The sequence below is a fragment of the Bacillus sp. T3 genome, from assembly GCF_033449965.1.
Lineage (GTDB): Bacteria > Bacillota > Bacilli > Bacillales > Cytobacillaceae > Bacillus_BU.
Window position 1 is genome coordinate 3,920,451 of sequence record NZ_CP137761.1, and the last position, 14,272, is coordinate 3,934,722.

General features: G+C 31.8%; 12 protein-coding genes and 1 pseudogene. All 13 read right to left on the reverse strand.

Annotated features, from left to right (window positions below; translation table 11 throughout):
• Positions 1–10: 10 nt before the first annotated feature.
• Positions 11–1,210 (reverse strand): glycosyltransferase, encoded by a 1,200-nt coding sequence (locus RGF10_RS20050; protein WP_318505213.1) that lies wholly within the window; start codon positions 1,208–1,210, stop codon positions 11–13.
• A 37-nt stretch (positions 1,211–1,247) separates the two neighbouring features.
• A complete protein-coding gene (locus RGF10_RS20055; RefSeq protein ID WP_318509610.1) occupies positions 1,248–2,336 on the reverse strand; it encodes a glycosyltransferase family 1 protein in 1,089 nt (362 codons plus the stop codon).
• An 80-nt stretch (positions 2,337–2,416) separates the two neighbouring features.
• A complete protein-coding gene (locus RGF10_RS20060) occupies positions 2,417–3,481 on the reverse strand; it encodes an EpsG family protein (RefSeq protein ID WP_318505215.1) in 1,065 nt (354 codons plus the stop codon).
• A 40-nt stretch (positions 3,482–3,521) separates the two neighbouring features.
• Entirely contained in the window at positions 3,522–4,412 is an 891-nt protein-coding gene (locus tag RGF10_RS20065; protein WP_318505217.1) for a glycosyltransferase family 2 protein, read from the reverse strand.
• A pseudogene (locus RGF10_RS20070) lies at positions 4,409–5,526 on the reverse strand (glycosyltransferase family 1 protein). Before RGF10_RS20070 ends, RGF10_RS20065 begins: the two are co-directional and overlap by 4 nt.
• Positions 5,511–6,665 carry a glycosyltransferase family 4 protein gene (locus RGF10_RS20075; protein WP_318505219.1) on the reverse strand — a complete coding sequence of 385 codons (1,155 nt, stop codon included), beginning with the start codon at positions 6,663–6,665 and terminating at the stop codon, positions 5,511–5,513. The pseudogene RGF10_RS20070 and the gene RGF10_RS20075 overlap by 16 nt, the downstream one beginning before the upstream one ends.
• Before the next feature lie 115 nt (positions 6,666–6,780).
• Entirely contained in the window at positions 6,781–8,610 is a 1,830-nt protein-coding gene (locus RGF10_RS20080; RefSeq protein WP_318505221.1) for a polysaccharide biosynthesis protein, read from the reverse strand.
• Positions 8,611–8,915: 305 nt separating this feature from the next.
• Entirely contained in the window at positions 8,916–9,575 is a 660-nt protein-coding gene (locus RGF10_RS20085; RefSeq protein ID WP_318505223.1) for a CpsD/CapB family tyrosine-protein kinase, read from the reverse strand.
• Positions 9,562–10,287, reverse strand: coding sequence for a YveK family protein (locus RGF10_RS20090; RefSeq protein ID WP_318505225.1), 726 nt, complete (start codon positions 10,285–10,287; stop codon positions 9,562–9,564). The genes RGF10_RS20085 and RGF10_RS20090 overlap by 14 nt, the downstream gene beginning before the upstream one ends.
• Before the next feature lie 174 nt (positions 10,288–10,461).
• Entirely contained in the window at positions 10,462–12,258 is a 1,797-nt protein-coding gene (locus RGF10_RS20095; protein WP_318505227.1) for an ABC transporter ATP-binding protein, read from the reverse strand.
• A gap of 18 nt (positions 12,259–12,276) precedes the next feature.
• Positions 12,277–13,458, reverse strand: a complete 1,182-nt coding sequence (locus RGF10_RS20100; protein WP_318505229.1) for a nucleotidyltransferase domain-containing protein — start codon at positions 13,456–13,458, stop codon at positions 12,277–12,279.
• Between the two features lie 21 nt (positions 13,459–13,479).
• The gene (locus RGF10_RS20105; RefSeq protein ID WP_318505231.1) at positions 13,480–13,932 is read right to left on the reverse strand and encodes a lasso peptide biosynthesis B2 protein; all 453 of its coding nucleotides are present in this window, start codon (positions 13,930–13,932) and stop codon (positions 13,480–13,482) included.
• A gap of 39 nt (positions 13,933–13,971) precedes the next feature.
• On the reverse strand, positions 13,972–14,271 hold the full coding sequence (locus RGF10_RS20110; RefSeq protein ID WP_318505233.1) for a lasso peptide biosynthesis PqqD family chaperone: 300 nt from the start codon (positions 14,269–14,271) through the stop codon (positions 13,972–13,974).
• Between the last annotated feature and the right edge of the window lies 1 nt (position 14,272).

The following is a 14,272-nucleotide window of genomic DNA, read 5'->3' on the forward strand; positions in this document are numbered from 1 at the left end:
CCCTCTCTATTTATGATTCTATTAATCGATATAATTTTGGCAGTTCACTCTTATTGCCATAATCTGTTGCTTCTACATTAGAAATTATTTTTTCTCTGAATTGATTATCTTCAATCATTTTTCTAATCCCATTTACTATTCCCTCTACGTTAGGCTCAGTTATAAGAGCATCGACTCCATCCCTTGCTTGGCTTTTAGCAGTAGGAAAATTGGTTAATACCACTGGTTTACCCAATATTTGCGCTTCACGAATCGTAACAGCTTTGCCCTCATACCGAGAAGGCTGAACATAAATATCACATGCCTTCATATATGGGTATGGATTGGTCTTTTTCCCCAATAAGAAGAACCTATCTTGGAGCCCTAATTTTTTTATCAGTTCTTCTAAGTCATTTTCGAGCGGTCCATAACCAATTACATACCATTCGATATTCATACCTTTATCAATCAATTCCCTGCACGCCTTTATAGCATCATCCAATCCCTTAGCAAAGGTTAGTCGACCAACAGTTAATAATATTGTTTTTCCTTTAGATTTCTTTATTTCATTCGTTATCTCTAAATTTGCTTGTTCCTGAATAAATTCTGGAGAAAGAATATTTTCTATTACTGTTGTTTTACCGTTTAATTCTGGAAAAAACGTTAGAAATGTTTTCGAACATTCATCGGAAACCGCTACAATATTATCAACTTTTTTCCACATTCTTATTTCTAATTTCTGGTTAATTTGGATATTTGAGTAATCAGTATGAATCCAACCAATTTTCTTTTTAGCTCTTACTTTATCCCCAATAAAATAATGTGGCCAAAGGAATCCTATGGCCACATCGTATTCTTTATGTAATTTAGGAAGAAAAGATTTTGATATTGCCCACCCATATTGGATCGACAAATAGCCAGGTTCATCAATATTTCTAATTTTCCCATGCAACAAACTCATTATTTTTGCTATTAACCGAGATGCACCAATAGAATAATAACCTTCCTTTACAATTTGTCCAATTGATTTTCTAAACGTAGTGTAATGAGGTATTTCCGTTAGTAAATTGGGATTTTCTGGAAGCATCGAGAAAAATTCACCTTCATGTTTAAATAGCATTAAGTCTACATCATATTTATCGTAGTCTAAGTTTCCCAATAATCCAATTAAGCTTCTTTCAACTCCACCTACTGCTAAATCGAAAGATGTAATTAATATTTTTTTTTTCATAAAAATTCCCCGTTCACAAAAATAAAAAGTCTACTAATCATACACCATATAAATCTAGCCAAAATTTAACATTATCCTTAATGTTATAACCAGATTGTGTGACATTATTTTCAATTGTTTGTTTATCAGGTTTTTTAATTAATAAAGCTTCATTTATTTTGAAACACCAAGTGTCTAAATTTTCATTGAGATTTAAATAAGAAACTAGCCCTAATCCCATATCTGTTTCCTTTGGAACAGTATCAGCGATCACACATGGTGTTCCTGTGCTTTGTGCCTCAATTGTTACAATGCCGAATCCCTCGAATAATGATGGGAAAATAAAGACATCAAATGCATTCATTAATCTTGGAATATCACGTCTTACTCCTAACAACAGAACATAATCTTTTAATCCGAGTTTTAATACTTCTTTTTCTATCTCATTTCTTAACGGCCCATCCCCTACAAAAATAGCTCGAAAGCTGTTATCCACTTTAACAAGCTGTTCTAGAACTTTTAGGATAAAATATTGATTCTTTGATGGAGAAAATTTCCCGATATGACCGATAAGTTTAACTTCTTTTTGTAAGCCCAGTTCGTTTATTACGCTGTCTCTATCTTTTGAATCTGTGTTCGAGAATTGACTTACATCGATTCCATTATTTAATATTCTAACTCTAGAAATTTCTTTGTTTTTTTCACCAAACAAGAATCGCGCTGCTTCCAAACTGCAACTACAATAATGTGTTGCAGAGAATCGGATAATTTTCCTTAAAAAATATAGCAAAATATTTTCCGCGGTTCTATTACTTTTGAGCCAATTATTACTATGTGAGTGACAAATTCTAGTTTTTATCCCACTCATTTTTGCAGCTAAAGCTGGAAAACCACATTGATAATCTGTGTGCGCATGTACAGCGGAATATTTAGTTGAGGTCATAATTTTTTTTAATTCCTTAATATAAGAAATAGGGCCTTTCGTTCCTAAACTAGGAATTCTATAAATATTTCCACCCATACTGATTATTTCTTCATCATAATCCCCTTTTTTCTCCGAATGTGTTACAAAGTCGAATTGAACTTTTGATTTATCTATATTCCTATATATATTCATGATAAGAGTCTCCGCTCCGCCTCGATCCATCGCACTTACAATGTGTAAAACCTTATTTATTCCCCCAATATTATCCAAATAAACACACCTTCTTAATCCTATCTGAAAGTCTAAAGATAATTACTCTTATAAACAATATTTAAACTCATGACACTTTCATAGTAATAAAAAATAAAATAACAAAACAATATTCCGTAATAGACTAGTTTCTGCTCCTTCTCACGAAAAAGTTTTACACACCAAGATATCAGGATTAATTGGTATAAACTGAAATAAATAGAAAACCTGGCAAATATCCAGTTTTGTGTAGAAATTATCATGAATACAAGTCCAATTATTGACATATTTACAATATAATCACTTTTCGGAAATATTGTCGACAGTTTTTCTCTACCCAAAAAGGCAATTAAAAGTGGGACTGCAGTTACAAGAACCCTAATAGAACTGGCTCCACCTTCTGAAAAATTTGCATAATGGCCATATTGGGTGTTCTCAATTGAAGAGAATAGTACACTTGAAAATTTATCAAACCCTATGACAATTAAGACAGAAAACAGTAATAGAACAATTGTCGTTTTAGACCATGCCTTAAACCTGACTAAGAAATAAATAGGAATAAGAACTAATGCACTTTGATGAAAGGTTGATGCTAATAGAACAATCAGGGTATATAAAAACCAGTTCCCATTAATTAAAAATTTTGTACCCGTAAAAATAATAGCTGCTGCTAAGCATTGTCTAATTCCATTCATAGTAACTAAAAATAATCCACCGGTTATATAAACGTAGGTACTTAATTCAAATATTCTTGAATATTTACGTAATACCAAAATGATAAGTACATTTGTTAAAAAAGCTGTCGTTACTAATAAAATTTGTGGGTCATCACTATAATTTTTTAAAATCTTTTGGAAGATACCGAATCCAAAATCTTTTTGAGAATGAATATACTCCCAAGTAAACTCATTCATTTCATAAATATGCATATAAAAATATGTGTCTCCAATATTATTTCGGAGACCCGAAACTAGGACTAAAGAAATCATTGCTCCAAAAAGAAATAGTATATTTGGCCTTATAGGTATGTTTTCCATATTATTATTAGGAGCTGCTAAGAATCTTGCTAAAAAAGAAAATATAAATACTATCGCGAGATTAATCCATAAAATGGTCATTGTTTCTCACTTCCAGTGGATATTCTAAAAATTTTAACCTTTATTTAAAAACAACCTTGGTTTTTGCCTTTACATAAAAAAATAGCATTACCCCAATTGGGATTGCTAATATAGTTAATAACTTATTTGGGCTTTCCAAAATGAATTTAGAATTGTTTATCATAATACTACTTGAAACATAATGAATTGCTTGCCTAAACTTAAACAAAGCACTAGCAAATGGTAATTTCATCAGTTCCTTACGATAAAATGCAAAACCTCTTGGATTTTTGAGATACTGGTTATACATGTTCCTAGACGAACCATCAAGTAGATACTCTACACAGCATAACACTTCATTCATTAACAACATTTCATAGTCCTGATCAAGCATATAATATTTGTATGCCAATCCAACATATTTCTCACCCTTAAAAATTGGATATGGATATTGCCTTGTCAAATCCGAACGATAGACTACCTTTTTATCTCCTAACACACCGTATTTGTTATAGAGATTAAATAAAGTTGATGTTTTTATATCATCTGGTAGCATTGTTCCAATAATAGAATGATCAGTAAAAGCATCAAGTCCAATTAATCCACTTACTTTTTCATTTCCGAATTTTTCCCAAAATGAGATTATTTTTTCCACTGCATCACTTGGCATATAATCATCTGAATCAATGCAAACATTTAGTTCGGTTTGAATTAATTTATATGCAGTATTATGTGCTCCATGCATTCCTTGGTTTTCCTGGTATACATATTTAATTTCAACCCTTTCTTCTTTGTTCCAGGATTCAATCAATTCTTTTGTATTGTCTGTGGATCCATCATCAATTACCAACCATATAAAATCTTTACAGGATTGATCAGCAAGACTTTCATAACAGGTTCCAAGACTATATGCACGGTTGTAAGTTGGTGTAAATACTGTAAGTTTTTTCATCTGTATCCTCCAGCTGCATTTAAATAAAAATCTTCAATTCGGGAGGCAGTCTCTCTAATGTTATAACCTTTATTTGATAAAGCAATTAAATTTGAAAACCGAACTTTTCTTTTTAATGCAATTTCTAAAAGTTTGTTTGTCCAGGCATATAAATCATTTAATGGGAGAAATTCTATTAAACCATCTTCCATGTCTACTTCTCGAGATATTTGATCAGAAATCAGACATGGTAACCCCGATCCTTGTGCCTCGATTAAGGAAACTGGTAAACCTTCATGTAATGAAGGAAATGCAAAAGTATCAAACGCTTGTAGCAACCTGTAAATATCACTTCTAATACCTAATAATCTTACTTTCCCGACTAAATTTAAATTCTTGATTTTCCTTTCAATCTCATTGCGTAATGGGCCATCTCCTACTAAAATTAGGATCGAGTTTCTATGCCTTTCATTAAATCTAGCAAAAATATCAATTAACATAGAATGATTTTTTTGATGGCAAAATCTCCCAACATGACCAATAACAAATATTCCGTCATCGAGCTTTAATTCTTCTCTTATTTGACTTCGAATTTTAGGTGAAAATGTAAATAGTTCTTGTTCAATTCCATTTTTTAAGATTAATGCCTTTTTAGATTCTTCTGAAAAGAGCCATTTTCCCGCAGAGTTCGAACATGCAACTAAATTGGTTGCATTTAAATTGATAAATTGACCTGCGTACCATTTATAGATTTTTGTTGCTAAACCACCTTCACTTTGAGTATTATGACTATGAGAAATTCGAATAGGCATCCCAGCCTTCTTTGCTTCTCTAAGGATCAAACCACTCATTCTATCCATATGTGAATGTACAATTTTATACTCGGTATGAGTTGAAAAGAAACTGTTTAATTCTTTAATGTATTTAAAATGGCCAACTTCTGAAATATAAGGAATTCTATGAATTTTCCCCCCATTTTGATTATTTCAGAATCAAATGCTCCAGGTTTACTTGTAAGGAAATCAAATTGTATTTTTGAGTGATCAATGTTTCGATATAAGTTCATGACTAAGGTTTCAGCTCCACCTCTGTTCATGTTAACCACTACATGTAAAATTCTTATTGGACTGCCCACCTCATCTCCTCCTTTTCTTCCATGTATTGAGAATAAATAGTGGTCATATCTTCCAGTACTTTATTAATACTATATTGTGCCAACATTTTTTCTCGAGCTTTTTCGCCAAGTACTAGTATGCAATCTCGATCATTGACACCCATTGTAAGTTTTAATGCAAATTCATCTAAATTGTCATGATCTATTAACCAACCATTTATATTATGAGTAATCAATTCTACATGTCCCCTGTTCCGACTAGCTACTACTGGTAGTCCACTGGCCATCGTCTCCATAATATTTACTGGAAGTCCCTCTCTTAAGCTTGAAGCAACGCCAATATCTGACATGTTAAGCAATTCCCTAATATCTTTTCTAAATCCTAAAAAATCAACCATATTCTGAACTTCTAATCTAGCTGCTAATTCCTTGCATGCTTTTATTAACGGACCCTCACCAGCTAACAACAATTTAGCATTTGGTATTTTATTTTTAATTGAAGCAAGTGATTTAATCAGCAGCTTTTGATTTTTATTTTTATTAAATTCAGCTGCATAAAACATCAAAAAATCATTAGGATTATAACCGTATTTTTCTCTTATTCTATTCTTTTCTTCATTTGTTACTGGTTTAAAGAGGTCTGTATTCACCCCAACGCCATGAACATGTTTAATCAGTTTTGCTTTGAATCTTTTGTTTCTTGCCAACTGGTAATCCTCTTGATTAATCGTAATCAAACAATCTGTAAATCTAGACAATATCTTTTCGATAGGGTAGTAGATTAACCAATTAATAAGTGGGGCTCCTTTGCAAAAATGAAAGCCGTGAGCGGTATAAATCACTCTAGTTCCACCTTTTCGGAAGGAATTTGCAGCTAAACGGGCAAGGACTCCTCCCATTGGAGTATGGCAATGCATTATCGAGTACTGATTCTGTCTAATAATGGCTTTCAATTGTTGGTAAGCAACTACATTTTGTTTCTTAAATGGTGACCTTTGGATAGGTATATTATATTTTTTATCAACAAAAGGGAGGTTCATATCGCCACTTGCAGCAACATGAACCTCCCACCCTTGTTCTTTAAACCATTTTAAATACGGCAAATGAAATGCATGAAAATGATAATCAACCGTAGCACAAAACAGTATTCTATTTTTCATATTTCCTCATCCATCCTCAACTTTTTGCACAGCCTCAATAACGTCTGGGCAAAATTCAGTTCCTAACCTACTGCAAAAATAATTGCCTTTCTGACCTTTAATTTTTTCTTCCTTTTTAGCCAGAGATGGTCATTGGCTGTTTTTGTGAATCAACTTTGTTATTTGCTAGATACAATAATTTCTTCCTTAGTGAATCCTTATCCATCATTGAATAATTAGTAATCAATTCTTCAATTTCATCGAAGAATAGATTTGTTGTTTTGCCAATGTAGATTTTTGGATAAACCTGCTTATTATGGACTTCTTCATCCTTTAATAACTCTTCAAACAGCTTTTCACCAGGTCGTATTCCCGTAAACTCGATTCCTATTTCTTCGATATTATTTCCTGATAGCTTAATCAAATTTTTAGCAAGATCGACTATTTTCACTGGTTCACCCATATCCAAAACAAAAACTTCCCCGCCACGAGCAAGCGAACCTGCTTGAATCACTAGCCTTGAGGCTTCCGGAATAGTCATAAAATAACGCACCATATCTGGATGGGTAACCGTAATCGGTCCACCCTTTTCGATTTGCTTTTTAAACAATGGTATAACGCTTCCTCTGCTTCCTAATACATTCCCAAACCGTACAGCCACAAATTTAGTAGTACTTTCCTTATTTATGGATTGAACAATCATTTCTGCAAGTCTTTTAGTTGAACCCATCACACTTGTCGGATTCACTGCTTTATCTGTTGAAATCATCACAAATGTTTCCACACCATGCCAACTGGCAGCCTTTGCTACATTCATTGTACCAATAACATTATTTTTCACCGCTTCTTCTGGGTTCCGTTCCATTAATGGGACATGTTTATGAGCTGCAGCATGGTAAACAACATTAGGGTGGTATTCTTCCATTACATTCATTATTTTTGGGGCATCTTGTAAATCTGCGATTTCAGTTAAGAATTTAATCCCAACATTTCCATATTTATCCTTTAATTCCGTTTCAATGGAGTAAATACTATTCTCACCATGTCCTAATAAAATTAATTTATTAGGTGCAAATTTAGCAATCTGCCTGCAAATTTCAGAACCTATTGAACCTCCAGCACCCGTTACCAACACTACTTTTCCTGACACATAATCTGATATACTGTCAATATCAAGTTCCACCGGTTCTCTTCCAAGTAAATCTTCTACCTGAACATCACGAAATTGATTAACAGATATTTTCCCAGTGACTAAGTCTTCAAGCATTGGGAGAATTTGTGTTTTTGCATTTGTTTTTGCACATTCCTGAAAAATAATATTTAACTCTTTTTTATTAAGTGAAGGGATTGCAATAATAATGTTATCAATCATTAATTCCTGTACTTTATCTGTGATTTCATAAACAGAAGCTACAACTGGAATTCCAAGAATCTCAAGGTTATGTTTGTTAATGTTATCGTCAATAAATGCGACAGGTACTAAATCTGCTTCTGTGTTTTTTAATAGTTGTCTTGCAACCATTGTCCCTGCGGAACCAGCACCAATTATCATGGTTCTTTTTTTATTATTTTGTTTATTTACCAATGAATCCCTTATTATTCTCCAGAAAAATCTTGAGCCTCCGATTAACAAAATATGTAATGACCAAGTCACAGCCAATAACCGAAAATAAATCTCTTGAATCATAATTTGTTGAACGAATAATGCGGATAATATAGAAAGAGTAACTACTTTGAAAATAATGAATAACTCTCCTATACTTGCGTACTCCCATACTTTTTTGTATAGCTTAAACTTTAATGAAAAAATATGATGACTAAGAAATATAGCCAATGAACTTGCAATGACAGGGAGTGTAATAATATCATAAGTTGCATTAACTAAAAATCTGCTAAAGAAAATAGCTGTAAAGACAATACATGAGTCTATAATTAGAAATAATGATAATCTCTGTTTATATGTCATAATCTACCTACCTTATCATAATTTACTAAAAATTTAATCGATAGAATAATTAATGCTAAGTTCTTATATAAGAACTAACCATTAATTATTCTATAATTAAAAATAGGGCATTTAACCCCCCCTCACATCACACTCTTGACGACTAGCGTCTAAGGTTTTCACACCCACAGCATAACCGAGTGCCTCCATTTATAAGGGTAAGGAGACATCACCAATATATTTAAAAACGTTCTAATTCTTAATAACGAACGATTTGATTAAAAAAAAACCAATTTTAAAAAAACTTATTGGTTAAATATGCATTACTAATTTTCATTAACAATGACTCCAACAATGTTTGCCTTCGCAAATTCAAGAGCCTTTTTTGTTTTCCAAGCATTATCATGACTTGTTGAACTGGAACTAACCACTAGAATTACACCGTCGCACTTATTTGCTAATACTCTTGAATCTGCAACTTTAAGTACTCCTGGTGAATCAATTAAAATCACGTCATATGTGTGAATTGCCTCACTTAATAATTTATCCATCATTTCAGATCCAAGTAGTTCAGTGGGATTATAAGGGATAGTCCCTGCTGTCAAAACATCTAATCTTCCAATTTCGGTTCGATAAACTGTTTCCTCTATAATTACTTTTCCTGTTAACACTTCCGTTAACCCATTTGAGTTTGGAACTTTAAACATATGATGGAGCGATGGTTCTCTTAGATTTGCATCGATAAGTAGTACTTTTTCTTTTTGAAAAGCCATGGATACGGCCATATTTGCAACTGTGGTTGACTTTCCTTCACATTCTTTAGGGGATGTAATCAATAAAATTGTTTTTTTTCCCTTTTCTGTTACAAATTTAATATTTGTTCTTATTTCTCTAAATTGCTCCGCTATAATTGAATCAGGATTAGAGTAAGCAATTAAATTCCGTCTATGTGTCTGTAATGAAGGTTTTGTTTTACTTAGTAACAATAGATTCACCTCTATTATTATTTAATGCTGGATGGTGATTACTTTTCTTTTTGATATTTTTCTTGTTCATATGAGAAATACGGCCTAAAACGGGTAGACCTAGGAAATCTTCTAGCTCTCTTTCTGATCTGAAACTATCATCTAATGAATCTATCAATAAAGCTATTCCTATTCCTGTTACTAAACCTATTACAAACGCTAATATAATTGGCTGGTTTGATTTCTGATTAATTGGGTTTTTGTTAACTTTTGCATCTGATAAATCTTTTATTGCAGTAAAACCAACAATTTTAGGTACTTCTTCCTTGAAAACTTTTGCTGTAGTATTTGCGATTTTGACTGCTAATTGTGGGTTACTATCAATGACATTTATGCTGACAACTTGTGATTCATCAACACTTTGAATTGTTATCTGATTTGCTAATGATTCTGGTGTTCTATTTAGTTTTAATTCTTCAACTACTTTTTCAAGAATGGAAGTGTCTTTAATAATAACTTGCAGAGTTTTCATTTGTCCTGAATCTGCTTCAATGATAAGTCTTGTTGAAGTTTGGTACAAAAATGTTGTCGAGTTTGAATTATAAATAAGCCCTAATACAGTGGCAATAATAGTAACCAATAAGATAATCCATATTCTTTTTTTGAGGATATTGAAAATCTCTTTTAAATCTATTTCCTTAGCTTTATAGTTCATCTCATTTAAGTTCTTCATATTACCACCTTTGTAAGAATAATTTCCAATTGAATTTTATTTTATATGTTTCTTTTATAGAACATTATTTATATTGATAAGTTATTTACTACACCTATACCTTTATTTTAGTTCTATATAAAGAACAAGTCAATGTTAGTTTTTTATTTTTTCTGATAATTTTTATATTGATACCTAAATAGCATTCATTTGTTTCTCTAGCAAGTTGTTAAATAATCCTTTTTTGTTTAATGCTAACTCTAAAAAATCACCCTTCTGAATAATTTTACCATTATCTAAAACAATGACTTGATCTGCATTTTTTATCGTAGACAAGCGATGTGCAATAACTATAATAGTCATCTTTCCTTTTAATTTTTCAAGTGCAGTCTGGATTTTTGATTCATTTTCTGAATCAAGCGCACTCGTAGCTTCATCCAAAATTAACACTGATGGTTTTCGAAGAATTGCACGTGCCAATACAAGCCGCTGTCGTTCACCACCTGAAAGCCTTACACCACGGTCTCCAATTAAAGTATCTAGCCCATGTGGAAGGTTCCTAACAAAATCAGCGGCAGATGAGAACTCCAATGATTCCCAAAGTTTTTCATCACATGCATTTGGTTCAATCATTAATAAATTCTCTCTAATCGTAGCATTAAATAGAAAAGGATCCTGTGGCACATAACTTATTGAACGCCGTAAAGACAATAAATTTCCATTTGTTAATGGAATCCCATCAACTAATAGTTCACCTTTTTCCGGTTGATTTAATCCCATTATTATGTCTATCAAGGTACTTTTACCAGCACCGGATGGTCCGACAATCGCAGTCATATGATTTACTGTTATGTTAAGATTAATTTTCTCAAGTGCGTAAGAAAACTGATTTTGATCATATCGAAAGCTTACATTTTTAAATTCAAGCCCTTCTTCAATAAAGATCGGCGTTACATTCCTATAATATTCGTCATTAATTTCCTTTTCAGTTTTACACTCATTTTGTAGATCTAAAATATTTTTAAATGAAGGGATTAATGTTCCTAATTGTTCTAAATTTGATTGAATACTACTTACCCTTGGCCACAATCTTGAAAAAATAACCAAAATAAGCATCAATTCTGCTGACTGAGCTTGAAACATCTTTATTGAAATAAAAACAAACCCTGCAATTAAAAAACTAGATACAACTTTAGAAATAAATTTAGAAGTGGTATTCACTTTAACTAATTCCATTACATTTTGCTCAATTTCTATACCAATAGTATGAACCCAGTTGAAATGATTTTGCTCTAATGAATTACTTTTTATTTCCTTAATTCCATTAAAATGATCAGTTATTCCTGCTAAATATTGTTTTGATAACTCTACTGATTTATTTCCAATAGTCTTAGATTTTGAAATAAATGTCCGTGAAAAGATAATTAGTGCTAATCCAAATATTAAAACAGCAATGGTCATTTCAAACGAAAGCCAAAATGCAATACCAATTTGTATGAACGTAAATACTAGAGAAGAAATAAATTGAAGACACAAAAAAGTTCCTCCAGCTACACGTGATAATTCAGTTGTCATAGAATTAATTAGATCCGACTTCCTCTTTTGTAAAAAAAACTTCCAATTAGCTTGTATTAAAGCCTTATATAATTCATCCCTTAAATAACGCATATATTCTTGTTGAATTTTTCCATTTAGGATCATTTGATTTCGTTGAAAAAGAGCATGGCCAATCATTAATAATACATATATTGTTAAAATAATAAACAAACTTATATTTTCGGGGATTCCTTTAAAAATATGATAGATATCTGAAATGGGGGAATCCTCTTCTATTGGAATATTTATGATACCTGAAAGCCTTATCAAAGGAATCAACAAAAAAATACCTATACCTTCGGATATACTAATTAACATCATTCCAAAAAGGTTTAAATATAAAATTTTACCCGAAAAAGAGTGTATTTGCTTTGTAAAGTAGATAATATTTCTCATTTCTACAAACTCCTTTGACTATACATACTTCTTTGTTTTTCTCCAGGCCCATAAAAAAGGACGTAATGGAAAATATAATAAATGTAACTGTTTTGGTAACGGTAGCACTTCTGCGTCTTCAGGATAAGGGAATAAAAAACTTGAGATGAAAAGCAACTTTTGCTGTTTAGACATTAATGAAAATAAATGACGTTTATGGTATATAGCAACATTCTCAGGGATAGGATCTGAGTGAAGATTTATCATATTTTCTAAGTAGAAAATAGCTTCTTGTGCTAACCTACTTGAATTTTTAACTGAGAGTAATGGCTTCATTTCATTAAGTAAAGGAGTATTTAAAAGTTGTGATGATAAAACTAAAGCTTGCCCACCTACTTGAAGGAATTGATTTTCTTTTAGTAATCTATAAACCTTTGTCCAATCAAGTTTTTGTTGTGAAATAAAATGTATATCTAATAACCAACGTAATCGAGACCAGCCATGACGTGCACCATGAGCAACAAGAAATAAATAAAGATCCTCTTTGCCAAGAAAATAAACAGGATAACTAGTAAGAGAACTCTTCCTTCTACGATTCCATAAATCTATAAAGGTTGGTTCCTTAGAAGGACCTGGATTTAGTCTCCAATGAATTTCTATTTTTACGTTTTTTTCAGGATGAAAATATGTTGTATGATGATGTCTCCACTTCCAATCATTTAACACAGTTTCAATATAATCATCTTTTATATACCCTTGTTGAAAAAGAAGCTGCTCCGCTTTTTCCAGATCCTTAATAGGAATAAGTACATCAAGATCACTAGATGTACGTAGAGATATATCCCCATATAAATCTTTTGCAATAACAGGTCCTTTTAAAAATATGGATTGTATTCCACTTTCCATAAATAATTTACTTACTTCTTCCATTTCTCCACTCAACTGAAGCATTTTAAAGGTATTCATTTGAAAATAACTATTGAAAATGTTATAAATCCTATCTGGAATTAGCTTTTTATTTATTTTTTTCATTTTCGGATAAATAAACGAATAAATACGATGATGGAGGGCAATCTCTACAAAATTATCCCAATCAACATTAACAAACCATTCTTCACCAAAAGTATTCAGTTCTTCTGAAGATTTGCATTTCATAATTTCAATCTGAAGTTTTAATTCCTTAGGTAATTGCCCAAAATCAAGTTCACTAACGTTATGCATGGTGTTCTCCTTTTGATTCATTTATCCTATTGATTTAGCAAATTTACTTACAACAGTAAACTTCTTCATAACTTCTGCACCCGTTATAAAAAAAGGACCGCTTCGTAACCATGCATGCGCAATCATCTTTCCGTCTTCGTCCCTTGCAGTACCCAAATAAAGAGTGCTCTCAATTTGACGTCTTTCTAACATTTTCATACCTGCAATTGCTTTAACTAAACATTGGCTTTCCCAAAAGGTGTTTCGACTCATAATTTGTATGGCTTCAGAAATTTTTTTTAACTTTTCTTTATTTGATTCCTCGTAATTTAGAGTTGTTTCATTCATATGGTGTCCTAATGAAGGAGCAACTTTTGAAAATGGTATTAATTTTAAAATTCTGGCCCATCCCAAATAAAAATAAGCCTCAGTAAATAGAAGCCTTTTTTCCATATCTAGCCCAAAAAAAGTTTTTATCTTTTTCACTATATTCATACTAATTCCCCAACTTTTTATCGAGAATTTATTACAAGATTATTGTTCTTTTCCAATTTCTATTAATTGTTCCTTTAGTAATGACTCCAAAAATAATAGCACTTCTTCCTCACATTCATGCTGCTCTACATGATAATCAGACATTAATTTTTCAATCACTTTTTTAACAGGAGTTGGTTCCTCAATAAGGTCCCAAATTTCTCCGCCCATCTCTCCTAAATTGTAATATTTCCCATTTTTAACACTTAATATAACTTTTTCTTCGCCCATATCGCTAACAATTAATCCCTTTTTTTGAAAGATATTATTTACCAAATGAATATTTTGAGTTTTAATCATC

What these genes read in the sequence shown, in the direction of transcription:
- RGF10_RS20075 (WP_318505219.1), bottom strand. Translation starts at nt 6,665, where the DNA reads ATGAAAAATAGAATACTGTTTTGTGCTACGGTTGATTATCATTTTCAT.
- RGF10_RS20090 (WP_318505225.1), bottom strand. Translation starts at nt 10,287, where the DNA reads ATGAAGAACTTAAATGAGATGAACTATAAAGCTAAGGAAATAGATTTA.
- RGF10_RS20065 (WP_318505217.1), bottom strand. Translation starts at nt 4,412, where the DNA reads ATGAAAAAACTTACAGTATTTACACCAACTTACAACCGTGCATATAGT.
- RGF10_RS20080 (WP_318505221.1), bottom strand. Translation starts at nt 8,610, where the DNA reads ATGACATATAAACAGAGATTATCATTATTTCTAATTATAGACTCATGT.
- RGF10_RS20110 (WP_318505233.1), bottom strand. Translation starts at nt 14,271, where the DNA reads ATGATTAAAACTCAAAATATTCATTTGGTAAATAATATCTTTCAAAAA.
- RGF10_RS20095 (WP_318505227.1), bottom strand. Translation starts at nt 12,258, where the DNA reads ATGAGAAATATTATCTACTTTACAAAGCAAATACACTCTTTTTCGGGT.
- RGF10_RS20105 (WP_318505231.1), bottom strand. Translation starts at nt 13,932, where the DNA reads ATGAATATAGTGAAAAAGATAAAAACTTTTTTTGGGCTAGATATGGAA.
- RGF10_RS20100 (WP_318505229.1), bottom strand. Translation starts at nt 13,458, where the DNA reads ATGCATAACGTTAGTGAACTTGATTTTGGGCAATTACCTAAGGAATTA.
- RGF10_RS20055 (WP_318509610.1), bottom strand. Translation starts at nt 2,336, where the DNA reads ATGGATCGAGGCGGAGCGGAGACTCTTATCATGAATATATATAGGAAT.
- RGF10_RS20060 (WP_318505215.1), bottom strand. Translation starts at nt 3,481, where the DNA reads ATGACCATTTTATGGATTAATCTCGCGATAGTATTTATATTTTCTTTT.
- RGF10_RS20050 (WP_318505213.1), bottom strand. Translation starts at nt 1,210, where the DNA reads ATGAAAAAAAAAATATTAATTACATCTTTCGATTTAGCAGTAGGTGGA.